Genomic DNA, 21,436 nt, shown 5'->3' with positions numbered 1-21,436 from the left:
CCGGCCAAGTAGGCGTGCGGATGTCAGATCATCTGATCGCCAGACCATTCCAGCGACACGGTGCCGTCAGCGGAGGCATTTCGTTCCACCGCGTTCATCAGGCTCATGTGCTGGAAGGTGCGCGCGATGCTTTGGCCGTTAGGAAGGACTTCGGTCACCTGAATAACGTTGCTGGCGATGCCGCGCTTCCAACGACGGATCTTCGCGTCCAGATCCGTGGTCGGAAACAGCTCAAAGGTGACCTTGGAGATCATGGTCTCGGCGTTGATACCGTGCACCGACTCAGCGCTGTAGCCACCGGCACTGGCAGCGCGCACGGATATCTCCCCCTCGCCGCCGTCGTAGGTGAAGCTGTTGGGTACGATGCCGATCGTTTCGTTGTTGATCGAAACACTCGGCGCGGTAATAGCAAGCTTGGACATTAGGCCTCCCTCGTCCCTACGGTGAAGTCAAACTGGAGCAGATAGTCGATCGTGCGCAGCTGCGTCACGATGGGTAGCGGACCACGGACCGTGGCTCGACCGCTGGACATGTCGATCAGCACCTGGGTATTGGCCGAGAAGTAGTCCTCGGCTTCGGAGCCGGCGACCACGAGTGCCAAGTTGGCCAACTCCCGATAAATGCGAAGGATCTCGGCCAGGATCAAGGCGGCGTTGGCGATCGAACGGCCGGGAATCAGCGCTCCTTCCGTCAGCCTCGACTGCGCGAAGGTGCTTCGCAGGGTTCGCCAGAAGACTTCACGGCAGACCGAGCCGGTATCGACGTACTCGAGGAAGTGGAACGATGGGCTCTCGTTCCCGGACGCGTCGGTCTTCCAGTTGGTCGTGATCTCGCCGGCGACGGTTCCGCTGGATTCGAGATTGCTGCCGAACGTGCTGAACCCTGCCCGTTGCAGGTCGCCCTGCTCCTGCTCGCTGTAGAGCAGGCCCGGCAGGCCGACCGGCGCACTCGGCAGCGGCGTGTTGAACAACGGCAGCGATGCCAGCGCGGGACCACCAATCGCGTCGAGCGAACCGGCGGTGGCTTGGACGTTCGAGGCCAGCGGTGCGTTGGGCGTAAGCCGCTTGGAGCGCACGCCCATCAGGTACGCGAGCGTCCAGTCGGCAGGCTGGAGGATGGCCGGCCCCTTGTGCGCGGCCGTGGAGATGCGGTTGTTGCCGCCCTGGACGATGCATTGGCTGTTCTCGGCGGCGACGGCCGCGAGCGCTTCGACATAGGTCAGTGACCGGCCGACGAATGCGACGCCGTCCTGGATCGAGTTGGCTGGATTGAAGCGCGCCTGAAGGAAGTCCTTCACGATCGCCAGGTTCGGCGCCAGATACTCCGGCCAGCTGATGCCGGTGTAGCGCGTCGCGCCGACGGCATCGAACACCGCAGTGACACTGGGATCATTTGCGCCACCGAGCCATGCATCCAGCGTCACGGTAATGCCTGGCGTCGATCCAGAGACGGCGATGCCGTACAGGTTGCCCGGCGTGCCCTTGTCGGTGGCCGTCAGCTCAACGTCGCCGGCCGTGGCCGCCGCGGTGAATGGCTTGTCCGCGATCGCATCAAACGCTGCCACGAGGGCGGCAGCGACCACGTCGGCGGTGTGGCCAATCGAGATCGGTACGTCCACCGTGAACTGCACGGCATCCACCGGTGAGACCTTGATTGTTCCCGGTGCCGTCGCCGCACCGGTCAACTTCACCGCGGCTGTCGCCGGCAAGCCCGTCGGGGCTGGCGCGACGCCGATCACATCGACCGGGCTGTAGCCAGCATTGCCGGCCAAGAACTGACGAAGGCGCTGGAACAGCTCGCCATTGCCCAACAGCGCTCGCTGTTCGGACCGGGTCAGGCGCTGTAGGTCGGTCAGCAGCGCGCCGCTGACCGCGGCGGCACCGTCTGCGAGAGTGCCCACGAGCAGGTCGCGACGATCGGAAAAGGCCGAGACGATGGCCGCCGGCAACAGGCCGATGGTGATACGGGGAAGACTGGTGTGGCTCATGACGCCTTTTCCTTCTTGGACTGCTTGGGCGAAGTGGGGTCCGCATCGACTCGCGGGCCTTCAAGGGTTGCCGGCCCCGGCGCTGCGGGAGGATTGGCCTGGCTCGCCGCCGTCTCAGGGGCGTGGTCGGGTTCAATCCGCAGAGAGCCGTCGATTGCTGCGTCTCTGAGGCGCCTGCGCCAGAACGCATCCAGCGGTACGTTGCTGCTGTCGGTGGCGAGCGGGATGCTCGCGCCCGGGGCGAGCCCACGGATCGCAACGTTTGAACAGTTGGTGACGATCACTTGCTTCACAAAGGCTCCTTGTCCAGATCGACGTTCGCGAACAGCACGGCGCCGTCACGGTCGAGAGTGAAATCGATGTCGCGGAAGGCGACGCTGTCGTCTATGACGGCACCCGACTCGAAGGTCAGGGTCGCGGGGCACTGCCAGTCGTAGACGTGCACGTAATAGGCAGTGTTGACCGGGCCGGGGCCGTGGCCGGCTGACACCGTGACGTACTGGAGCGCGCTGTCGCGCTCCTTGAATCCGTAGCCGTAGAACGCCTGGGTCAGCGCCAGATAGATCTCCCCGTAGGCGGCCTCCTGCGCGCGGGCGGAACCGATGTCGTCTACCGTCGGCAGGAACACCGCGACGCTGAAGTTCTGCAGTAGCGTGAGCCGACGCAGATCCTGCGCGGTGAAAGCGGCGATCGCATCGGACTGGGTGTGCCGATCCTTCGAGACATCCGTGTCGCCCATGATGATGAACAGGAACGGCCTCTGCGGGCCGTCGCTTGTGTACATCGTGGTCGCGCGGCCGATGCTGTCGGCAACGGCGATCCGCAGCTTCGCCGATGCACGCAGGCCGGGTAGCGCGGTGTTGTAAAGCTCAGGGCCGGCCGGAGGCTGCAGGGTCAGCTCATCGCCGGACACAGAGACCACCGGAAGGTAGCCAATCGTGTTGTACAACCGCTCGACCAGCGCCTGGCCGACGAAGATGGTGCCGGCCGGCGCCTCCACTTCGAACGTGCGGCGGTTTGGCACCGCTTCAATCTCGTAAGTGGTCGCCCCCACCTGCAGCGTCGTTGGATCCAGTGGCTGCCGTGGCTCGGTCAGCTGGTGATTGAACTGGGTCTCTAGCCGGTAGGTGCCATCGCCATTGTCGGTCGCCGCGATGATTGGGTTCTGCAATTCACCACCGGCCACCACCAGGTCTTGACCCGGCACCACGCTGTGGCCCGGAACCGCGAGGACCACATTGCCGCTCTCGATCCGAGCTGAGGCAACAGGCAAGTCCTGATTGAACCGGTCCGTCAGAGACGGAAGCCGCTGATACAAGTAGGACAGGATTCCATTCGGTGTGATCATCGCGCCTTGGCCGCCTGTGAAATGTGCCGGGCGAGGATCTGGTAGACGTCGCCACTGGTGGTCTTGACAACCCGGGAGACGTGCGGCCTAGCCGCCATCTTCCTCGTGCCGTCCTCGAGGAAGCCCGCGTACTCCGCCGTTTCGCCGAATTCCATCTGGGCGCCGCGCGTGCGGTACTCCACCGACCTTGCCAGTCGACCAGACCGCTTCGCGGGAGGCTCGCCGGGAGCCGATGCCGTGATTTCGACGCCACGGTGCATGTAGCGTCGTCCGTTGCGCGGCCCCGTCGTGAGGAGCGTCGTCAGCCGCTTGCTCAGGACCGCGCCCGACTCGTCCCAGGCGCGCGGGATCGCACGCTCAACGGCCTTTGGGGCACCGACGAGGCGAAACAACACCCGCCGCGATCGCTTGTCAGGGGCGATCAGCAGCTCCATCGACGTGTCCGCATCCTTACGCCTGAGAGGCGTCGCCCTCACCACGCTCGGTGCACTGGATGATGGTGAATTCCTTCTGTTCGTTGAACTCAGTCACCTCCAGCACGCGCATGTTCCGGCCTTCGAACTGCACGAAGCTGTTGCCGTGCTCCAGGTGAAGTGACAGCGCAGGGTCGTAGTAGACGTAGAACAGATGTGTCGCTTTCGGGTTGATGTTCACACCCGTGAAACGACTGGTGCCCTGCACCGTCTCGATCCCGGCCCAACGACCAAGCACCACGGGCACGAACTCGACCGGCGACGCGCCGATATCGGCAGGTGTTACTCCGCTGAGCGACCGGCGGACGATGTCAATCTGGTGGCGCAAGTCCGCGGAGCACAGGCGGACGTGCTTGATCCGCTTGACCGCGCAGCTCACGCAAACACCCTGCGGATCGTGTACAGCGACAACTTGGCGCGGATGCTCGCGGGGATCTCGCTCGCTGAGGAGCCGCCGCCCTCACATCCGCCACAGTCGCCCGGGTTGGTGTAGAGGTGCGTCGCCAGTTCGAGCACGGCACGCCTGAGACCAGCGGGCACGTCTTGCGCCGTCTTGTAGCCGGCCTTGAACGTGATCTTGAGCGGGTATGGCAGCGCGCCAGCAACGCTCGTGACCCCCTGCAGGAGGTGCACGTGCGCCTGTTCGCCACTGATCTTCAGGCGCCAATCGGTTGGGGGCAGCGATGTCCCATCGACCACGACGGTGCTGACCGCGTCGTCGAGCACCGGCGCGCGCTTGAGCCACGCGTATGGGCTGGCCATGGTGCTGCCACCAAGTTCCAGCTCGTCGACGTGGGCGATAACCTCCCGCTGGGCCAAGTAGCGAGCGGTGTACCGCTCGATCAGGTCAACGGCGTCATTGAGCGCATCGGTGAGAACCGCGTCCTGGGCGTCGCTCTGGATCTTCAGGTGGGCCTTCAGGGCCGAAAGCGGCACCGGGATGAACTCCGGCGCCGCCGCCACGTACCGATTAGCCATTGCCGGACTTGCTACCGCCGGCGCGCTGTCCCTGCTGGCGACCGACTTCCTTGCCTTTGCCTTCCGGATCAGCTGCAGGCTCGTGCTCGACGTGCTGCGCCCAGCCCGCCTTGACCAGCTCGGCGTTTTCCTTCGGGCCGAAGTCGCGCTTCTCACCCTTGGCCAGCATCAGCACGTCGACACCGCCGACGGCCCACTCGCCGTCCTTCGTGATCCTGATCATCTCCCCTCCGTTAACCCGGAACCGGAGCCGTCGACGGCGAGCCGAGGACCGCCAGCAGCCCGTCCGGCGTGCCGCCAACAGCGGTAACGAACAGATAGCGCTTGCTCCCGAGGTAGCCGATCTTCGCCACCTGGTTCGCCGCGTCGAGCTTGGCCTCGGCGTTGAGCACCTGAGTCAAGTCCACCGCCGTGGCATTGGCGAAGACGGGATCGTCGCTCTCCTTCAGGGCAAAAGTGATTGCGGTCGCCGGCGCAGCGAGAGCGCTGGCGGCCACGAACACAGTCTCGAAGCCCGACAGATCGATGGCCGCATCGGCCGCGGTGACCCGGATGTCCAGGTCGGTCAGTGGATTACGCATTGCGGTCTCCTTAGGCCTTGATCTTCAGAAGCTTGAAGGCTTCCGGCAGGATCACCTGGCCGTGGTTGTAGCGATGGAAGGTCATCTCGATGATGGCCCGGTGCTTCTTCGTGACGTTGTCGCGAATCACGTCCATGCCCGTTCGATCGACGATCTGGTAGCCGCGACGAAAGTCAGCGAAGACGAGTGCGAACGCATTGGCCGCGATATCGGGCATGTCGTTCATCAGCGTGTACTGGTAGCCGGCCAGCTGATTGGGCACCACACCATTGAGGCCAGGCTGCCACAGGTAGTGGCCGTCGCTGCCCTTCAGAATGCGCATCTGCACCAAGGTCCGACGATTCATTGCGAAGCGCGGGTCGTAGCCAACCTTCAGGTCACCGGTCAGCAGGAGAATGTCGTCGCCGCTGAGCTGCCCGGATGCGCCAGATTCGCGTGAAGTGGCCTTCAGGCCAGCGGCGTCGGAGAGGAAGCCCTGCGGCTTCTTCTTACCGTCACCCAGGACGAAGTTGCGCCCCTCGCCGAAAGCCATCGCCTCGGTCACGTCACCGACGATCTCGCTCTCGATATCGAACTGCGAGTCCAACATCAGGTCCTTCGTGAACGGCACGGTGACCGACAGACGATGGACGGTCATGGTCTCAGCCCCGTACTTGGACTGCGACTCCTCGTCCGGCTCAGCCTCACCCTCGTAGTTGGCGACGGGAATGCCAATTCGGGTCGGCATTTGTAGCGTGTTGCGGGACACCGTGCGAACGCGGGCCACTTGGCGAACCGGGGAGATCTCTGTGATCGCCTTGATGATGGTGGTGTCCATCTCCGGCATCGTCAGGTAGCCGCCATCCGTACCCGAGTCCGAACGCAGCAGCGCCTTCTCTTCTCCCTCCAACGAATCGATGCCCTCGCGCGCGAACCTATTGAGCGCCTTGTACTCCGGGCTCTCCTTGTAGTTCAGCGTTGCTCCCGCGCCGTTCTTGCGGGACAGCTCAAGCTCGAGAACCATCAGGCGTTCAGTGTTCTCCTCGGCCGCCTTCTGGGCGATGGCCAGGTCCGCCACGACCTTCTGATTCTTAGCCTCCTGCTCTTCGAAGGCCTTGTTCGTCTTATCGAACATCGCCTTCGTCTCGGCATGGTCCGCGCCAAACTTGCTCGCGGTCTCGCGAAGCGCGCCAAGCGCCTCGTTGATCTCTTTCATTTCATCCGGCATGACTGCACCTGTTGACGTTGATGTTTGATGAACACACCGGCGTCCCGCAGGCGAGCTACTTGGTACCGCGTTGCTACTTGCGCTTGCTTTCCAACTCCTCCTGCATGGCCTTAATCTGCCGCGCAATGGAGGGCTCTTGCACGCTCTTGATGGCGCTCACCACCTTCTTGGCCTGGCCCCGACTAAAGGAGACCCCGCTCTTCATCAGGGTCTCCAGTTCTCGCTCCGACAGGGCGCCTACGTCATCCACGCGGAACGAACCCTCTTCGAAGGGGCTCTCCATGCCGAGCTTCGCGTAGTACCGATCGATGTTCGCCTTGACGGCGTCGCGATCTGACTCCGGAATGTCGATGCCGCCGCGGGCACCCACCATCAGCGCGGCCGCATGGAAGACCGCCCGCGGAACAATCCGCAGCTCGGTGTCCCAGACATCAACGATCGGCATCTTGTAGGCATCGAAGCTGTCTGGGCTTTCTGAGTCGAACCAGAGGAACGCACGGCGGTAGGCGGGATTCGGCGCATCGGTCGCACCGACGCGATTCTTGATGCGACGGATGGCACCATCAGGATCCCACTCCATCCAGTTCGGCGCGATGGGGTAGTCCTGGTACGGAACGGCGGACTTGAAGTCGGTGACCTTTGCCTTTGGGTTCATGGCGATACTCGTTAGCGACCCTTCCCAGAGCTTCACTTCATGCAGCTCGCGGACGTTCCCGACGCTCTTATGGGTGATTGTCGAGAAGCCCATGCTCATTTCGGCGATGGATCCAGTCTTCATCTGGGGCACGATGCGACCGCGCACGAAGTCGTCCGCAAGTGGCAGCCGTCCCTTCACGAACAGCCCCTGCTCGTCCTCCGCCAGCTCGGTGAACACCCCAACCGGGCTGTCGTCGTCGTGATTCCAGAACACCGGCAGCTTGGCATCGCCTTTGCCCTCGAGCTCGATCAGCGCCTTCTTGAAGGCCCCCGGAATCACCCGGTCTCCGCCGTGATCAACGTTGTTGAACACGGACAGATAGCCCTCGAAGTAGAAGTTGTCGTCGTCCTCGGTGAACTTCTTCTGTTCCAGCGTGAAGACTGCATGTTCGCAATTGCGGTTCATCTATCAACCTTCGGTGTAGAGGGCTGCGCATCGGCAGTTCATGGTTTCGCTGGCGGGCGCGCCGAGGCTGCGGTCGCCCGGGTAGCGCAGCTGCGCGCCGCCCACGATGAAAGCGGTGTCGAAGTCTACGGTCTGGCCATTGGCGTCGGCATGCGTTCCACGCACCAGGCGATCGCCGACCGTGGCCCAGCGCTTCCTCGGCTTTCCTTCGCCAGCGGCCTCGCTTTCGTGTTCCGCCTCGATGAACTTTGTCGACTCGGCCGCAGCCTGCGTTTCAGTCAGCGCGATCAGCGGCGCGCGCGCGTTGAACTTGCGCAGCAGCAGTACTGCCGCCAGCGCAGCCACCTCGCGGTTGGATGCCGGCGCCGTGACCTTTCCGTCCGTCGCCGCCTGAACGCGCTCCTGCTGCAGCTGCGCGCGCGCTTCGACGATGGCGTCGTCCATCTGCCCGACGTTCGTCTCTGTGATCTGGACCGCCGCAGCGGCAGCCTGATCGGTGCGCCAGAGCAACAGGAGCAGCGCCAGCGCCTCCGCGTCGCTGTCATCCTCGACCGGCTCGGCTGACTTGGTGGTGCGCAGCGCGCGCGCCCTGAAGGCCGACTGCACCTTCTTATCGTGCACGGCAATGACGGCGGCGAACGCGTCGCGGTACTGCGCTGCTTCCTGGGGCCGGCCCGTCTTGGCCACCGCCGTCCGGAACTCCCTGGCAATTCGACGGAACAGCTTCAGCAGCTTAGGCTTCAGCGCCACCTCCAGCTCAAGCTTCAGCTGGAGCTGCTTCGCCGCCTGCTGCTTACTGCTCGACATCGTCGGCCCGCTCGTCATCCGTGAAGAGGTCCTTGCCCACCGGTACCAAGGTCGCCGGCTGATACAGGATGTCGCCACCCTTGATCGGCCCGCGACCAGGAATCAGGTCCCGGATCTCATTGGGGGTTTCGACATTGATTTCCTTACGCAGCTTGATCTCCTCCCAGCGACGCTCGACCAACGCTGCGATATGGTCGGGGTTGTAGGCGATCCGGTACTGAGACGGGTCGAGCCCGTACCGCGGCAGCAGCATCGCCGACAGACCCGAGAACAGGCGCTTGGCCAGCGGGACGACCGCACGGTCGTACAGCTGGTAGGTGGATTGCCGTACGTTGTCGTAGGTTGCCGCCCCAATCCGGACCAGCGGCAGCGGGACCTTGTACCGCAGGTAGATCGCATCTCCGGCTACCTGGTCAAGGACCGAGTAGTCCATGTCCTTGTTGGCAGTACCGGCCTCATGGATGGCCATCTCGTTCGATGCAACCGTCGCTATGCGCCCCGCGTTCTCGGCCCCGCCGAGGACCCGGTTGAGCACATTCCTGCGCTCCTCCAGTTCATCCTGGCCGAGCTCCGCATCCTTGAACTGGACGATCAGCGAGAGGCGACCGCCGTTCTTCAGCAGCGACAAGTTGTGGTAACGCCCGAGGATCTGCTGACGCGCTTCAAGCGCGGCCGCCTCCAGCGGGCTATCAGGGAATGACGGGCCGCGGCTGCCGTACCCACCGATCCGGTAGAGCTCTCGCAGGTTGCCGTCATAGAACCTGGCGGCGCCTTTGGCCTCCATCCTGGTGTAAACACCCTGTCCCACACCTTGCGACACCTGGAACGTGTGCGGATACCGGTCGCGCCCGTCCTGCACCACCGATAGGCACGTCGGACTGGGGGCAAAGAGCTCCAGGGGCGGCCGGTTCACGTTGCCGCCGGCATACATAGGCGCGTTTCGCGCCAAGAGGTAGTTGCGCGCGAGCGCGCCAACGAACGAGCTCCAGTCCTCCAACGAGTTGGGCTTTCGCAGCAGCTTCAGCACGTCCGAGTCGTCAATGTAGCTGCCATCCGGGCCAACCAACATCGGCGTGATGAACTCCACCTCGTCCGCGATCATGTCGACGGCCGTGGCCACCGATGCGCACTGCCGATAGAACGACATCGCCGTCGACGGCTGCACCTGCCCGCCGCCGCCGAGCGCGAACTCAAGAAACGAGCCGGGCGTGATCGGTATGGCGGTCTGCTTTGTCGTATCTACCGCACTCTTCTTGTCGCGGCGGAACAGGTCTCTGAATTTCATTTGCTCACGCCGCTGCAAAACTCGACTGCCGCTTTGCTGCCTTGATCATCACGGCGTCGGCCAAATTGGGAGACCGCACACCCTGCGGAGCCTTGTCGATGACGATCTTCCCGACGCCGTTCACGCTGAACGTCGGCTGGGAAAGCTCCATGACCAGCTGCGGCAGCAGCTTGAGCTTCTTATCCAACGAGATAATGCTGTCCGGATCGACCTTCATGCCCTCCGCAACAGCCCGATGGGTCTGCTGGAACCGGAGTCGCAGGGCCCACCAGGCTTGCGCTTTCCGATTCACGAACAAGTCCTTGTTCTTGCGCTTCGGGACCATCTGACCTTCTGGGTCGAATACCTCTCCCGAACCCCGAAATGGCTCAGCCTTTCGCTTAGTCTCGCCACGGGCCCGCCTGGCTTCATTGATCACCCTGGCGTCTCCGCGCGCGCCTGCGCCGAGGCCGTCGGCGTCGTAGTCGAATGACTCGTAGTCGTGCTCATCGCAAAGTTCGAAGGCCTTCTGGACGGTGGTGAAGATGTCGCCGCCTTTGCCGGACCATTCCTCGAGCACGTCGAGCAGGATCCCGGGGCCTCCGGCGAACGCGTTCTTATCTCGCCCCTCGTCGGCCACGTCTAGCGCACCGCGGCGCATACCGGTGGGCTCGATCCCTAGCTTCACGTGCGCATCGATAGCGGCCTGCACCCACGCGGACGGGATGACGACGCCCTCAACCGATGCGGCGTAGTCGATGTCGACTTCCTGCGCCAGCGTCACCGGATCGAGCCTTTCCTTCTTCAACTCGTACCAGGCATCGTCCTTACGTGGGTCGTCCCGCCAATGGAACGTGAATACCTTGACCTTGCCGCTGAAGCGGCGGTTGGCAAACGAGTTGCCGCGACCGTTCGGAGTCGAAATGTCCTGTCGGCAGTTCGTCGTCGCCGACAGCGAGGCATCCACCAGATGCGGACGCGCCAGGAATGCCGACTCGTCGACGATGTAGAAGCTGGCACGACCACCGCGTCCGATGCCGTCGCCAGCCTCGCCAGTAATGATCGACCCTGTTTCCGGTATCTGGATCCGCATGAACGAGGCGTGCGCTTCGCGCGTCCATCCGCCGCGGAACTCAATTGGCAGACCAGCCAGGAATAAGCGAGCCTTCTCAAACAGCGAGTCCGGGTCGCCCAGCGCGTCTACGTACTCTTCCTTGCGGGAGCCGCAGCCGACCGTGATCTCATGGCGGAACAGGCACACGGTGCAAGCCAACCCCATCGTGAGCCACGACATACCCATGTCGCGGGTCTTCTCGGTGATTCCGTCTTCTCGGTTGCGCCAGCGCTCAAGGAACCAGTGCACCCACTCCTCTTGTCGAGGGAACAGCAAGAACGGGACCGTCGACGGCAGGTCGCGCTCCGGGTTCCGCGGGTCGAACGTGGTACCCCAGTCGATGATGAACTGCGCAGGGTTGGCGCGATAGAACGCCTTCAGCGCTGGCAGTGTTTCCGGCTGCTCGCGGATGCGGCGCAAGCGCTCCAACCGCCATTCGAAGACCGCGACATAGTCGGGGTTCTTGAAATCGAACGGGAACGGAATCGGCATGTCAGCCCGACATCACGGCCTGATAGGTCTGTGCCGCCTCCACAGGGTCCGCCGACAGGGTGCCGGCGCCAGGCATTGTGACCTCGATCTTCTTCGGGTCGCCGATGCTGTACGCGTCGCGCTCCATGCCGATCAGCTTCTGCAGTGATTCGGCCAGGTCTTTCATCGTCTTGGTCCGGCCCGGGAGGCTGGTCACCGCCCGGAACAGATCCAGCATCTTGTCAGGGACGATCGCCCCGCCCTCGCCCTCGGCGCCGTCGAGCAGTTCGCCCAGCTGCTCGAACAGCTGGCGGTCCACCGACTGGGCCTCCAACTCGGCCAGCAGCCCCATGGTCAGCGTCCGCGCCCGGCGAAGGTCCGACCGATGCGCCAAGCGGATGCCGGCGATCACCTCAGCATTGGCCTCGACGATGACCCGCTCGGTTGCCACCTTCGAAGTTGCCGTTTCCGTGGCAACCTGCGTGGCAACCTCACGTCTGGCAACCAGCGAATCGGCCTTCGCCTTGATCTTGGCGCCTAGGTCGCGTTCCCACGCATGCGACTTGGCGCGCTTCTGAATTGCGGTGTGGGACACGCCCTGGTCGGCCGCAATCTCCCGTACCGACAGCACGCCCGCCCTGTACAGCTCCTCGATGCGCTCCCAATCTGGGGCGGCAGGCTTGTTGATCTCAGTCATGGCCTTTCGAATCACTCTTGCCGCGCCGGCAGCTCGCGCTTGCCGCCATTCGGCGCGGTGGCGTACATCACGATCGCTAGCAGCGCGATGGCCAGCAGCCACTGGGCCCAACCCAGGACATCCGCGATGAGCTCCATCAGCGGATCCTCCCGGCGGCACGCTCGCGGTCCAGACAGTCGGCCGTCGCGGCCCGCTTCACCACCTCCGCCGTGGCCACGCCCTGCCAACCGCGGGCGTAGGCGGCCATGCCCTCCAGGCTGCTGTCCACGGGCACCGGCGGCGGTGCCTCAGCGGGTGCCCGGCTTGAGCAATCGATCCGTGGCGGCTCCGTGGACACCATCACCGGCTTCGTGCTCGAGCAGGACAGCAGGGACGCCGCCAGAAGCGGCAGTGCCAGTTGGCGCACAGGTCTCGATCCTTTCATCCACATAAAAATGCCCCGGCGACCTTCCGATCGTCGGGGCACCTCCCTTGCCTCATGGGGCGATGGCAGCTCAGGCCGCCATCAGATAGCTCTTACAGGTAGACGACTTCCAACGTGGCGCTGCCGTCGATGGTGATCTCGTCAGCGGTCGGCAGCTGGCTCCGGGCAACAATCATCGGGGACACCTGCAGCGTCATGGCGGCGTCCTTGATGGCGCTCGGGGTCGTCTCGCCGGCCGTCTTGGCGAAGGCGATGATCCGGACGCCGTTAGAGCCCGGGGCCGCAGTGCCGCCAGCGCCATAGTGCGTCCACGTGGCGCCAACGTCGGTCGATGACATCCCGTAAGCCGTCGAGGCCGAATCCACGGTTACGCTGCCGGAGACGACATGCAGCGAATACCCGCCGATCTTCTCGCCGCCGGGAGCCGCACCCAGGCCGAAGAAGCCGTCGCCACCAGTGGCGAACGAGGAACCCGCCCGATTGTCTTGTGCCCGAATTGCAAACGTGGCCGCTTCCGGGCAGTGGACGCTCAACGTAATCGACTGCGACGGCAGCGTCGTCAGATCCGTTGCCGACAGACTGGCGGCGGCGATCTGGCCCAGGTCGATCTTGCCGCCACCGTCCAGGCTCGGGATGCAGGCCCCCGGAGTGATGGTGCCGGTGACCGTGAGGTCAGCCTGGGATGACGCAAAGGCGGCCGGTGCGAAAGCGAGAGCAATAACGCCTGCAAGAACAATAGAACGAAGCTTCATGCAAAATCCTTAGAACAGTTGAGGGAACGGAGTGGAGAGCCGAGTCGGCTACCCGTACGTCACCGCTGCGGCGACGGAATGAATGTAAGTGCACTTACTTATATTCGCAAGCGGAAATGTAAGCACGCTTACTCTTATTCATTCTCCGTTTAGGGATGGCGCCGCCCTTGCGCCTGCAGTCGCATCACAGCTGCTCGGTATGCCCGATCGCCTGCCTTTAATTCGCGCAAGACGTCCAAAGGGACCGGCCCAGCTTTAGCAGGCGTGTAAGCAGGCTTGATCCTCTCGGCCGAACGCTTCGTCTCGGCCCGCGTCTTGTCGACCGCGGCGTCGAGCTGCTGCCGGGTCTGCGTGGCGTTGGCAGCCCCCGCGTTGGCGCTGTCGGCATTTGCCTTGGCCTGATGGGCGGTCTGAGTCGCCCCTTGGGCGCGGCCCTTCCAGACATCAGCGCGCCACTCCCAGAAGTGGCCGGTAATCAGGCTCCATCCCAGCACCAGCACGATCAGCGCGCCGACGATCAGGCCAACCTGCACGCGTGTTACCACCAGCGGATCGCCCACAGCAACGAAGCCATGCCGGCGATCGCAATACCGGCCGCTGCGATCACTGCGGCCTTGGCCAGCAGCTTCCCAGCGTAGTCAGCACCCTCTTCGCTCATTGCGCCTTTCACCTCAACCGAACTCTTCGGCTTATACTTGAACAACGTTCTGTCCTTGGTCGTGCAAGGTGGAATGAGAAGCCCCGGTCCGCCTGCCAGCGTCCGGGGCTTTGCTTTTATGGGCTTCGCCGCCTCAGGCGATCGCGCAGGCATTCCGGCACCGACCGCAACCAGTCTCGGAGCAGGCGCCACTGCCGGATGACACCGAGGCGGTAGTCGTAGATCCACAGCGCCACGACCGCGATGCCGTACAGCAAGCCGCTGGCCCACCATCGGATCGGCTGCGCCTCGACGAACAGCGTGATCGCGCCAACGAAGGCCGAGACCGATACCACCCAGAGCGCCAACTTCAGGCTCACCAGCTTCCAAGTGCGCCCTTCCGGGGCCGCCCCTAGGCAATTGGCCGCGCACCACCAGATCACCCAAAGCGAAGCCACGTCCAGGCACTGGAGCACGAACATGCTCACCCTCCCGAGCCCTTTCGGCCCAGCCAGCTCTTCAACACGTCGACAAGGGCACCCAGCAGCGCGTCGAACGCCCGGTCAAAGCAGCCCTCCGCCTTGCGGCGGAGGAACGGCACCAAGCTGATCGCGCACAGCGCGCCTACCACCTCCGGTGGGATCAGCTCGCCCAAGGCTCGATCATCCAAGCCAAACCACTTCAGCGGGATCACCACCAGGACCATCGCCACCCAGCCGGCGAAGAAGCCGTCGATGACCGTCGACAGCACGCGGCCGGCAACCTTGTCGTCCGGTTCCCGCGGGTGCCGCATGCGGCGCATGGCCGCCGCCGCGAGCGACGTGGCCAGCACCGCCAACGAGATGCCCAGCACCGTGATGTTCCAAGGTCCCGGATCCACACAGGCCATGTGCGCCAGCCAACCAGCAGCGCCGGCTGCGAGCACATGCTTGCACGCCGCTTCCCACAGCATCATCGATTCCAGCTCACACGTTAGGTTTGATGCCGCGGCCGCGGCACCAGGCGCGGACGTCGAAGCAGGGGCAATCCTTCGCGACCTTCGGCAAGTCGCGGTGCCCGAGGATCTCGGTCTGCGGGTAGTCGCGGCGCAGCTTCAAGAGCAGCGCCTCCAGCGCCGCGAATTGAGCCGCCGTGAAGGTGTTGGCCGGCCGGTACACCTGGTCCAGGCCACCTACCAAGCAGATGCCGATGCTGTGGTCGTTGTACTTGCGGGCGTGGGCGCCCGCCTGCTCCACCGGCCGGCCTAGCTCCACCTCGCCAGACAGGAGAATCACGAAGTGGTAACCGATATCGGCGAAACCCCGCCCTTTTGGCTCCGGGTCGGTGTGCCAGCGCCTGATGTCCGCCGCTGTGATGTTCTTCCCGGCCACCGTGGCGCTGCAGTGAACGATGAGCTTGTCGATCCGTCGCACGAAGTGCTCCAAACGGCGAAGGCCCCACCGTTGCCGGCAAGGCCTTCGCATTGAATAGGTGCCCGGCGCCCCTCCCCCGAGAGGCTCGACGACGGAGACGAGGCCGATCCGCGTTGCCGGGCGTAGAAAAGCAAAAAGTCCCCGCCAGTAACGGCGGAGACTTCTATGCAAGGGCTGAAGCCCAGCTACTTACTTACCGAACAACCGGCAATTGCCCAGGTTGCATTCCGCCGCACTGTCGTCACAACCACCCAGAAACACCATCAGGCTAAGGGACAGGAGCAACATTCCGACTTTCTTCTTCATGATACGCGTATAGCAGTTAAGGCCCTTAAGCATATGACCCGCGGCCGACACCGAGACAGCAGAACATTCCGCATAACAAGATGATTCGTCTGCACACGTCGGCGAAAAACGGAGATCTCGCTGCAAGCACGGTGAAGGCGGCGAGACCAATGCACATTGCCAGGCCGAAAAAGCGGATTCCCCGTGACGCGAGGACAGCACTGCAGAATCGATCGCCTTATGGAGCTGTGCGTCTATGCCGCTTCGCAAACCAGGCAATACCGAGCGCTCCGCCAATAACCAAGAGAACCATTCCGACTGGAATCAGGGCGAACGCCTCGTGTAACAGACCACTGCTGTCCACCGTCGAGCCGATGATCTGAAATGCAGCAAGGCAGAAGACGCCAAGCCCCAACGACGCTACCGAAAACCTACCAATCATTCCTGTCACTCCTTCATCTGCAGGCACAGTTGCCACATGCAGCAGTTTCGAGGAGTCGTGTGAAGGCAGGACGAAGTGTGCGTGAAGCAGTACTGGTGCCGGGCAACTCGACCAAGTCCGCGAATTAAAAAGCCCCGGCTTTCGCCAGGGGCTCGTATCACATCGTGCCGGAAATACTGCGAGGCAAGTCTGACTGTGTCAAGTCGAGACAGACCCCGATATTTTGGCTAGGCTGCTGTTCGTCGCACTTTGACGCAGCGTTTAACAATTAGAGCAGCACCTAAAGTTTTTAAATATCAAGGAGTTAGGTACTTGAATGGCCTAGTTGAGCAGCGGCATCCGCAGGGCGAGCTTTTCGCCATAAAGCAGGTGGAAATCGACGGCATCCCAATGGGTGTCCTGAACGATGGAACGCCATACCTCACGGCGCGCGGTTTGGCGCGGATGTGTGGCATCGACAACTCCGTGCTGATTCGAATGGCGAACAACTGGTCAGAGGAGCAGGCCAAGCCTCGCGGTCGTAAGATTTCTGAGCTCCTCGTGGCCCAGGGCTTTACCGGTACCGCACTCAATCTGCGCAACATCGCCAGCGGCGAACATGCGTATACCGACGCGGTCTGCATGGCCATCCTGGAATACTACGCTTTCGAGGGCGGCCAAGGTGCAAATGAAACGGCGCTTAGGAACTATCGAATTCTCGCCCGTTCGTCGTTCCGCGCGTTTATCTACAAGGGCTGCAACTACGACCCGGCCGCCGCAATTCCGGACTCGTGGAAAGTGTTTCACGAGCGCATTCTGCTAAATGACCAGATTCCTCGCGGCTACTTCTCTGTATTTAGGGAGATTGCCGATCTCGTCGTGCATCTGATTCGCACTGGTTGTCCGTTTGACGGCCACACCGTCCCAGACATCAGTGTGGGGCAAACTTGGGCGAACCATTGGCGCGCGAATGCTTTGGACGGCACTTACGGCGAACGCCAAAAGCATGGGCATATCTTTCCCGACACCTTCCCCCAGGCCGCTGTTAACCCGGTCGAAGCCTGGATCTATCCAACCGCCGCGCTGGGCGAATTCCGCGGCTGGTTGGAGGAAAACTACGTGCCTCAAAAGTTTCCGAAGTACATCCAGAACAAAGTCGCCAACGGCACCTTCCTGCCAGCAAGTGCAAAGCAATTGATTGATGCGGTCGCAAGGCCGATGCTCACCAAACAGTAAATTGTCACTATGCCGCTCTTGCTATACCAACCAGCACTCCGCGGACTTCTGCAACGCCGAGTTCGTGCTCGGTGAAGTACCTGCCTCTGGAAAGCCGCTCGCCACCAAGGCTGGCCAGCATCTCGTTGGCCAGCTCGAGCCTCTCCGCCCCGCGCCGCCCCTTGCCACAGTAGTAGGCGCGCAACACCGTCGCCCGCGCCACGTTCAACCGTGCGATTTCAAAGACGATGTCCTCGATTTGCTGCGGGCCAGCGGGGATCTCCAAGGGCTTAAAGCCAGTCAGCCGCGGGGGCATTTCTCCGCGGTGCTCAATGAGCACCTGCAGCATGTTCTTGGACTGGTGGCCGAGGTACTCACAGTCACGATGTAGGGCGAACTCCCTACCCCAGTCTTCGAGGCGAGTGCGCACGTATGCGCCGAAGGTGTCGATTTGATTCCGCGCCATGGCTTAGGCCGCCTTCCGTCTCTGCTCGTGAGTCCAGAAAACGTCGTCACGCAGGTCGGCCAGCGTCGCCCCGTTGCTGTATGTGCCGATCTCGATGCAGTTTGGCGACTCCAGCTTTTTCGGACGCCACTCAACATGCCGTCTTGGCGTGAGGTACAGCGTGCGCTGACGACCGGCCCGCATCCTAGTCAGCTCGACCCAGGCGGCCTCGATCTCGAGTTCCAGTGCTTCACTCATCACCGTGGCCTCGCGTCGCGCCATCCTGCTTTGCCAGAAGGGCAGCCAGTTCCGGGATGTCGTGGCAGGTGGCGTCCCGCGCTGGCATCAGACCGCAGATTTCCGTGAACGCAACGCCAGGTGCGGGGAACCGCGTTCGCTCCTCATGCCGCTGAATTACGACTACTGGCCTGCCAAGCCAGTTCTTGCGCACCCCGACTTTGGCGATCCCGCCGGGAAAGGTCGGCATTACTCTCATGCTGCTCGTGCTCCGTTGATCAACTCGTCTTGCCACAGCTGCCACGCCTCGGTGCCGCGTCCGTAGCCCGGCAGTACGTCTGCTGTCCATGCGCGGAACTCGCGCGCCTGCGCCTGGAAGCTCGGGCCGTAGACCGCGTACATCCCCTTGGCCGACACGTTCGGGATCGTGATTCCCTGGTGATGCCAGTCGCCGAGGGCGACCACCGCGTGCTGACCAAGCTGCCGCTGGCCATGGAGGTCGCCTAGATTGCGGTGGTGGATCCGCGTGGGCCCGCACTGACCGGCGACGCGCGGCTGCAGGCCGTGCTCGATCCGGTACCGGCACACCACGCAACCGAGCGCACGCGCCGCGTCCTGGTACGCCAGCTCAGCCTTCGTCGCGGCTTTGATTGCACGCCTCACTTGGCACCTCGCGTGTAGAACGCCAGGTCATCCTTAGCCTTCTCGCTCCACACCACGCCTCGCTGCGCGCCCTCGGCGTGCACGAAGCTCAGGAACTGGCCCATCCTCTTCTTTCCATACTTCGACGTGCGCGCGCCGAGGAAGACGGTTCCTCCGTGCAGCCCTGGCGCCATGCGCGTCTCCTGCTCGAATGCCGCCGTCAGGATCGCTTTCAGGTCATCCTCGCCGGCGCGGCCTCGGCTGCCGTCCGGGTTGATCACCGGGTAGTCGATCTGCGACGCGAAGTCATGGAGCGACGCCCACATTGCCGCGTTCTGATCGAGCGTGCGCGCCACGTCGGAAATGGTGACCTGGAAGTCATCGCCGCTGGCCAGGGCGTTGATCGTGCCGATCGCGCGGTCGACCACCGCGCGGCGCGCAGGGTTGTCGCGCTTGCTGATGAAGACCTGTTTCATTGCCCCCACCCGGTTCGGTCTCGGACAGTCGTCGTCGGCAGCTCAAACCCATCCGGCTGATCCCTCAGCGCCATGTGCCGATAGTCATTTCGCAGGTAGATTGTCTTGCCTGCCTCGATGTCACGCCCCTTGGCGATCTTCATCTTGACCACGCCGGGCTCGATGCTTGCGTCGTAGTACTCCTCGCGATGCAGGAACAGAATCAGGTCACCCTTTTGCTCGAGCTCGCCCGACTCGCGCAGATCCGAAAGCGTCGGCATCTTTTCACCGCGCGTGGCCACGTTGCGGTTGAGCTGCGCAAGTGCGACGACAGGGCAGTCAAATTCCTTTGCCAGCGTCTTAAGCCCTTGGGCGACCTTGCCGTACTCGAAACGAGCCTCGTTTGCCTTGATCTTGAAGTCGTGGACGTGGTCGACCACGATCAGCTCGATGGGGTCCTGCATGTGGAGCATGCGCGCACGCGACATCACCTGCCCGATCGTCAAGTCGCTGGTGTCGTCGACATGGAGCTTTGCGTTCTTGATCTGCTTCAGGGCCGCGTTCATCGCTGCCCAGTGATCTTCTCCGTGGCTGTCTCGCGGCGCCAGAAGCCAGTCGTGCGGCACGTTTCCGAGCGATGCGATGTTGCGGCGGTGGATCTGGCGCCGACTCATCTCCAGTGAAAACACTGCCGTGTTGTGCCCGCGCAGGGCAGCAAAAAGCGCAAGGTTCATTCCTGCAATCGACTTACCCATGCTCGGCCTGGCCGCCAGCAGGATCAGCTCGCCCTTTTGGAGACCGTGCGTGGACTTGTTCAGCTCAGCCCACGGGGTCGGCATGCCCGTCAGCCGGTCGCCAAGCTCGTAGCGACGTTCAAGGTCGTTGTACCAGTCCAGCAACGAATCCTTTGCCGGTTGCAAGCCACCGCGCTGCTTCGGCTGCAACGTTTGCATGGCAAGTTGGGCCTCGGCGACTAGTTCGTCACTATCCCTGCCGTTTGGCTTGAACCCCGAATTGACCATCGCCGTGCCCGCGTCGATCAACTTCCGCAACAAGGCCTTGTCCGCCACAATCCGTGCATAAGCGGTCACATTCGCGGCACTGTACGCATGGGCCTGAAGGCCGATCAGGTATGCGCCACCGACTTGCTCTGTCAGGCCGCGGGAGTCGAACCACTCGCTGATCGCCAAGCTATCGTAGGGTCGCTTGCGATCGGCAAGGTCGGCGATCGCCTCCCAGATCTGCCGGTGATCGCCGCGGTAGAAGTCGTCTGCTTCAAGAACGTCCATCGCCTGCCACAGCGTCGACGGGTACGCCATCACGACACCAAGCACCCGTTGCTCGGCCTCAATCGACTGCGGCGGCACGTGGAGCGAATCGATCTCGTCGAAGTTCATGCCTGGGCCTCCGCTACCGGAGCCTCGGGCGCCGCCCGGTCATAGATCCTGAGGACGCACTTTTCCTGTGTCAGTGACTCAAAATCAGGCCGCCAGTTTTCATGGCCCTTCCCGCCAGGAATGCGGCCGGAGTAGAACTCATCGGCAGCGTAGAGCTTCCAAAGCCCGACCCAGAACTGCCTGGTGACTGTGGAAGAGCCGAGCTGCTCTTGGCAGATATCCCGGGCCGTTCGCAACATTCGGCGAACCTGTTCCTTGCGCTTGTCGAACCCGACCTTGGCCCTGACCGACGGCAGTCCGCATTCGGTCACCAGCGTGGATTCGTTCCACGTCTCGATCGCGTCCCGCGCCACTTCCGCAAGGCGAGCATCGAACGCAGCCACCCGCTGGTCATCGCCAGATGACGAAGATTTCTTTTGCTCTTTCTCTTCTCTCTTCTCCTCTCCTCTATGGTCACCGTGCGTCTCTTCGTCATCACGCGCGTCACCATGCGTCACACTTGCGTCACCAGTGTCGCCGTTGGCACGGTGGCGTTCGCGCCACGCTTTCGTCCTTCCTGCGGAGCTATCCTCCCGTTTTGGCTGCCTTTTTTCCCAGCCAGAGAGCTTCCCGCCTTCCAAAGTCTTCCCTTGCATTGCCTCGCGGATGGCTCGAACCTGCTCGGTCGTGAAGCCCAGGCCCGCTGCCACGTCTTCATCGTCCCACCCCGCTAACTCCCCCCTCTTTGGCGACTGGGAGGCGTTTTCCACCATCGCTGCCCAAACGGCGACGACGTGACCAACGGTGACGTTTGTGACGCTTGTGACGCTTGTGACGCAGCGTGACGCAACAACACGCCACTTGGGATCGTTTACCGTTCCGTGATGCCAGCGGCACCATGACCAGTTCTCAGAGGCCATCACTCCTCCGCGCTCGAGCCAAGAATTCCCGCTCCAATCGATCGCGCCGCGGCCCGGACAGGCGACCGCACTGATTGAAGCGTTCGCGCAACGCCCAACGGGTCACATCCTGCCCGTGCGCAACGCACCACTGGAGCCCGCGGTAGGACCAGAAGGAAAGCCATACCAACTGTCGAAGCCGAGCTA

The 21,436-nt window shown here is 63.0% G+C and carries 30 protein-coding genes; 1 reads left to right on the top strand and 29 read right to left on the bottom strand.

From position 1 onward, the window contains the following. Positions 1–23: 23 nt before the first annotated feature. From ACFOPO_RS16555 to ACFOPO_RS16445, 23 genes are all read right to left on the bottom strand, one after another. A complete protein-coding gene (locus ACFOPO_RS16555; RefSeq protein ID WP_386704643.1) occupies positions 24–422 on the bottom strand; it encodes a hypothetical protein in 399 nt (132 codons plus the stop codon). Continuing rightward, positions 422–1,987, bottom strand: coding sequence for a hypothetical protein (locus ACFOPO_RS16550; protein WP_386704642.1), 1,566 nt, complete (start codon positions 1,985–1,987; stop codon positions 422–424). The genes ACFOPO_RS16555 and ACFOPO_RS16550 overlap by 1 nt, the downstream gene beginning before the upstream one ends. Further along, positions 1,984–2,280, bottom strand: a complete 297-nt coding sequence (locus tag ACFOPO_RS16545; protein WP_386704640.1) for a hypothetical protein — start codon at positions 2,278–2,280, stop codon at positions 1,984–1,986. Before ACFOPO_RS16545 ends, ACFOPO_RS16550 begins: the two co-directional genes overlap by 4 nt. Next, positions 2,277–3,335, bottom strand: coding sequence for a hypothetical protein (locus ACFOPO_RS16540; protein WP_386704638.1), 1,059 nt, complete (start codon positions 3,333–3,335; stop codon positions 2,277–2,279). The genes ACFOPO_RS16545 and ACFOPO_RS16540 overlap by 4 nt, the downstream gene beginning before the upstream one ends. Then, complete coding sequence (locus tag ACFOPO_RS16535; RefSeq protein ID WP_386704637.1) at positions 3,332–3,769, bottom strand: hypothetical protein; 438 nt, start codon at positions 3,767–3,769, stop codon at positions 3,332–3,334. The genes ACFOPO_RS16540 and ACFOPO_RS16535 overlap by 4 nt, the downstream gene beginning before the upstream one ends. Positions 3,770–3,785: 16 nt before the next feature. Further along, on the bottom strand, positions 3,786–4,187 hold the full coding sequence (locus ACFOPO_RS16530) for a hypothetical protein (protein WP_386704635.1): 402 nt from the start codon (positions 4,185–4,187) through the stop codon (positions 3,786–3,788). After that, positions 4,184–4,786, bottom strand: a complete 603-nt coding sequence (locus tag ACFOPO_RS16525) for a phage head-tail connector protein (RefSeq protein WP_386704633.1) — start codon at positions 4,784–4,786, stop codon at positions 4,184–4,186. The genes ACFOPO_RS16530 and ACFOPO_RS16525 overlap by 4 nt, the downstream gene beginning before the upstream one ends. After that, positions 4,779–5,009 (bottom strand): hypothetical protein, encoded by a 231-nt coding sequence (locus tag ACFOPO_RS16520; protein WP_386704631.1) that lies wholly within the window; start codon positions 5,007–5,009, stop codon positions 4,779–4,781. The genes ACFOPO_RS16525 and ACFOPO_RS16520 overlap by 8 nt, the downstream gene beginning before the upstream one ends. A gap of 10 nt (positions 5,010–5,019) precedes the next feature. Next, positions 5,020–5,367: a hypothetical protein gene (locus ACFOPO_RS16515; RefSeq protein ID WP_386704629.1), complete on the bottom strand. Its 348-nt coding sequence runs from the start codon at positions 5,365–5,367 to the stop codon at positions 5,020–5,022. Between the two features lie 10 nt (positions 5,368–5,377). Continuing rightward, positions 5,378–6,562, bottom strand: a complete 1,185-nt coding sequence (locus ACFOPO_RS16510) for a phage major capsid protein (protein ID WP_386704628.1) — start codon at positions 6,560–6,562, stop codon at positions 5,378–5,380. A gap of 85 nt (positions 6,563–6,647) precedes the next feature. Further along, entirely contained in the window at positions 6,648–7,676 is a 1,029-nt protein-coding gene (locus tag ACFOPO_RS16505) for an HK97 family phage prohead protease (RefSeq protein WP_386704626.1), read from the bottom strand. 3 nt (positions 7,677–7,679) lie between these two features. Then, a complete protein-coding gene (locus ACFOPO_RS16500) occupies positions 7,680–8,483 on the bottom strand; it encodes a phage minor head protein (protein WP_386704625.1) in 804 nt (267 codons plus the stop codon). After that, on the bottom strand, positions 8,470–9,768 hold the full coding sequence (locus tag ACFOPO_RS16495) for a phage portal protein (protein ID WP_386704623.1): 1,299 nt from the start codon (positions 9,766–9,768) through the stop codon (positions 8,470–8,472). Before ACFOPO_RS16495 ends, ACFOPO_RS16500 begins: the two co-directional genes overlap by 14 nt. Positions 9,769–9,772: 4 nt before the next feature. After that, entirely contained in the window at positions 9,773–11,353 is a 1,581-nt protein-coding gene (locus tag ACFOPO_RS16490; RefSeq protein ID WP_386704621.1) for a TerL protein, read from the bottom strand. A 1-nt stretch (position 11,354) separates the two neighbouring features. Next, positions 11,355–12,029 carry a hypothetical protein gene (locus ACFOPO_RS16485; RefSeq protein ID WP_386704619.1) on the bottom strand — a complete coding sequence of 225 codons (675 nt, stop codon included), beginning with the start codon at positions 12,027–12,029 and terminating at the stop codon, positions 11,355–11,357. An 11-nt stretch (positions 12,030–12,040) separates the two neighbouring features. Beyond that, positions 12,041–12,166, bottom strand: a complete 126-nt coding sequence (locus ACFOPO_RS16480; protein WP_386704618.1) for a hypothetical protein — start codon at positions 12,164–12,166, stop codon at positions 12,041–12,043. A 379-nt stretch (positions 12,167–12,545) separates the two neighbouring features. Next, on the bottom strand, positions 12,546–13,205 hold the full coding sequence (locus ACFOPO_RS16475; protein ID WP_386704616.1) for a DUF1120 domain-containing protein: 660 nt from the start codon (positions 13,203–13,205) through the stop codon (positions 12,546–12,548). Between the two features lie 149 nt (positions 13,206–13,354). After that, positions 13,355–13,765, bottom strand: a complete 411-nt coding sequence (locus ACFOPO_RS16470) for a hypothetical protein (protein WP_386704615.1) — start codon at positions 13,763–13,765, stop codon at positions 13,355–13,357. After that, entirely contained in the window at positions 13,744–13,908 is a 165-nt protein-coding gene (locus ACFOPO_RS16465; RefSeq protein WP_386704614.1) for a hypothetical protein, read from the bottom strand. Before ACFOPO_RS16465 ends, ACFOPO_RS16470 begins: the two co-directional genes overlap by 22 nt. A 71-nt stretch (positions 13,909–13,979) precedes the next feature. After that, complete coding sequence (locus tag ACFOPO_RS16460; protein WP_386704612.1) at positions 13,980–14,324, bottom strand: hypothetical protein; 345 nt, start codon at positions 14,322–14,324, stop codon at positions 13,980–13,982. A gap of 2 nt (positions 14,325–14,326) precedes the next feature. Beyond that, positions 14,327–14,797 (bottom strand): hypothetical protein, encoded by a 471-nt coding sequence (locus ACFOPO_RS16455; protein ID WP_386704611.1) that lies wholly within the window; start codon positions 14,795–14,797, stop codon positions 14,327–14,329. Positions 14,798–14,807: 10 nt separating this feature from the next. Continuing rightward, positions 14,808–15,254, bottom strand: a complete 447-nt coding sequence (locus ACFOPO_RS16450; protein WP_386704610.1) for an N-acetylmuramoyl-L-alanine amidase — start codon at positions 15,252–15,254, stop codon at positions 14,808–14,810. A 523-nt stretch (positions 15,255–15,777) separates the two neighbouring features. After that, positions 15,778–15,981, bottom strand: coding sequence for a DUF3955 domain-containing protein (locus ACFOPO_RS16445; protein WP_386704608.1), 204 nt, complete (start codon positions 15,979–15,981; stop codon positions 15,778–15,780). A 312-nt stretch (positions 15,982–16,293) separates the two neighbouring features. Between ACFOPO_RS16445 and ACFOPO_RS16440 the strand changes: the two genes are divergently transcribed. After that, entirely contained in the window at positions 16,294–17,196 is a 903-nt protein-coding gene (locus ACFOPO_RS16440; RefSeq protein WP_386704606.1) for a hypothetical protein, read from the top strand. A gap of 7 nt (positions 17,197–17,203) precedes the next feature. On the opposite strand, the gene ACFOPO_RS16435 is transcribed toward ACFOPO_RS16440, so the two are convergent. The 6 genes from ACFOPO_RS16435 to ACFOPO_RS16410 form a co-directional block, all read right to left on the bottom strand. After that, a complete protein-coding gene (locus ACFOPO_RS16435; RefSeq protein WP_386704604.1) occupies positions 17,204–17,641 on the bottom strand; it encodes a hypothetical protein in 438 nt (145 codons plus the stop codon). Between the two features lie 3 nt (positions 17,642–17,644). Then, positions 17,645–17,878, bottom strand: a complete 234-nt coding sequence (locus ACFOPO_RS16430; protein WP_386704602.1) for a hypothetical protein — start codon at positions 17,876–17,878, stop codon at positions 17,645–17,647. Between the two features lie 234 nt (positions 17,879–18,112). Beyond that, entirely contained in the window at positions 18,113–18,520 is a 408-nt protein-coding gene (locus ACFOPO_RS16425; protein WP_386704600.1) for a hypothetical protein, read from the bottom strand. Then, positions 18,517–18,975, bottom strand: a complete 459-nt coding sequence (locus ACFOPO_RS16420; protein ID WP_386704599.1) for a recombination protein NinB — start codon at positions 18,973–18,975, stop codon at positions 18,517–18,519. Before ACFOPO_RS16420 ends, ACFOPO_RS16425 begins: the two co-directional genes overlap by 4 nt. Further along, positions 18,972–20,351, bottom strand: coding sequence for a replicative DNA helicase (locus ACFOPO_RS16415; protein ID WP_386704598.1), 1,380 nt, complete (start codon positions 20,349–20,351; stop codon positions 18,972–18,974). Before ACFOPO_RS16415 ends, ACFOPO_RS16420 begins: the two co-directional genes overlap by 4 nt. Next, positions 20,348–21,250, bottom strand: a complete 903-nt coding sequence (locus tag ACFOPO_RS16410) for a hypothetical protein (RefSeq protein ID WP_386704596.1) — start codon at positions 21,248–21,250, stop codon at positions 20,348–20,350. Before ACFOPO_RS16410 ends, ACFOPO_RS16415 begins: the two co-directional genes overlap by 4 nt. Between the last annotated feature and the right edge of the window lie 186 nt (positions 21,251–21,436).

This window comes from Lysobacter sp. GCM10012299, from assembly GCF_042649405.1.
In the GTDB taxonomy this organism is placed as follows: Bacteria; Pseudomonadota; Gammaproteobacteria; order Xanthomonadales; family Xanthomonadaceae; genus Lysobacter_J.
Note: the sequence above shows the minus strand (reverse complement) of the source record. Positions and strands in the feature narration are given on the sequence as shown.

Bases quoted from the DNA above. Each gene is read 5' to 3' on its own strand.
- ACFOPO_RS16555 (WP_386704643.1), bottom strand. From the start codon at position 422: ATGTCCAAGCTTGCTATTACCGCGCCGAGTGTTTCGATCAACAACGAA.
- ACFOPO_RS16550 (WP_386704642.1), bottom strand. From the start codon at position 1,987: ATGAGCCACACCAGTCTTCCCCGTATCACCATCGGCCTGTTGCCGGCG.
- ACFOPO_RS16540 (WP_386704638.1), bottom strand. From the start codon at position 3,335: ATGATCACACCGAATGGAATCCTGTCCTACTTGTATCAGCGGCTTCCG.
- ACFOPO_RS16535 (WP_386704637.1), bottom strand. From the start codon at position 3,769: ATGGAGCTGCTGATCGCCCCTGACAAGCGATCGCGGCGGGTGTTGTTT.
- ACFOPO_RS16525 (WP_386704633.1), bottom strand. From the start codon at position 4,786: ATGGCTAATCGGTACGTGGCGGCGGCGCCGGAGTTCATCCCGGTGCCG.
- ACFOPO_RS16520 (WP_386704631.1), bottom strand. From the start codon at position 5,009: ATGATCAGGATCACGAAGGACGGCGAGTGGGCCGTCGGCGGTGTCGAC.
- ACFOPO_RS16515 (WP_386704629.1), bottom strand. From the start codon at position 5,367: ATGCGTAATCCACTGACCGACCTGGACATCCGGGTCACCGCGGCCGAT.
- ACFOPO_RS16510 (WP_386704628.1), bottom strand. From the start codon at position 6,562: ATGAAAGAGATCAACGAGGCGCTTGGCGCGCTTCGCGAGACCGCGAGC.
- ACFOPO_RS16505 (WP_386704626.1), bottom strand. From the start codon at position 7,676: ATGAACCGCAATTGCGAACATGCAGTCTTCACGCTGGAACAGAAGAAG.
- ACFOPO_RS16500 (WP_386704625.1), bottom strand. From the start codon at position 8,483: ATGTCGAGCAGTAAGCAGCAGGCGGCGAAGCAGCTCCAGCTGAAGCTT.
- ACFOPO_RS16495 (WP_386704623.1), bottom strand. From the start codon at position 9,768: ATGAAATTCAGAGACCTGTTCCGCCGCGACAAGAAGAGTGCGGTAGAT.
- ACFOPO_RS16490 (WP_386704621.1), bottom strand. From the start codon at position 11,353: ATGCCGATTCCGTTCCCGTTCGATTTCAAGAACCCCGACTATGTCGCG.
- ACFOPO_RS16485 (WP_386704619.1), bottom strand. From the start codon at position 12,029: ATGACTGAGATCAACAAGCCTGCCGCCCCAGATTGGGAGCGCATCGAG.
- ACFOPO_RS16480 (WP_386704618.1), bottom strand. From the start codon at position 12,166: ATGGAGCTCATCGCGGATGTCCTGGGTTGGGCCCAGTGGCTGCTGGCC.
- ACFOPO_RS16475 (WP_386704616.1), bottom strand. From the start codon at position 13,205: ATGAAGCTTCGTTCTATTGTTCTTGCAGGCGTTATTGCTCTCGCTTTC.
- ACFOPO_RS16460 (WP_386704612.1), bottom strand. From the start codon at position 14,324: ATGTTCGTGCTCCAGTGCCTGGACGTGGCTTCGCTTTGGGTGATCTGG.
- ACFOPO_RS16455 (WP_386704611.1), bottom strand. From the start codon at position 14,797: ATGATGCTGTGGGAAGCGGCGTGCAAGCATGTGCTCGCAGCCGGCGCT.
- ACFOPO_RS16445 (WP_386704608.1), bottom strand. From the start codon at position 15,981: ATGATTGGTAGGTTTTCGGTAGCGTCGTTGGGGCTTGGCGTCTTCTGC.
- ACFOPO_RS16435 (WP_386704604.1), bottom strand. From the start codon at position 17,641: ATGGCGCGGAATCAAATCGACACCTTCGGCGCATACGTGCGCACTCGC.
- ACFOPO_RS16430 (WP_386704602.1), bottom strand. From the start codon at position 17,878: ATGAGTGAAGCACTGGAACTCGAGATCGAGGCCGCCTGGGTCGAGCTG.
- ACFOPO_RS16420 (WP_386704599.1), bottom strand. From the start codon at position 18,975: ATGAAACAGGTCTTCATCAGCAAGCGCGACAACCCTGCGCGCCGCGCG.
- ACFOPO_RS16415 (WP_386704598.1), bottom strand. From the start codon at position 20,351: ATGAACTTCGACGAGATCGATTCGCTCCACGTGCCGCCGCAGTCGATT.
- ACFOPO_RS16410 (WP_386704596.1), bottom strand. From the start codon at position 21,250: ATGGCCTCTGAGAACTGGTCATGGTGCCGCTGGCATCACGGAACGGTA.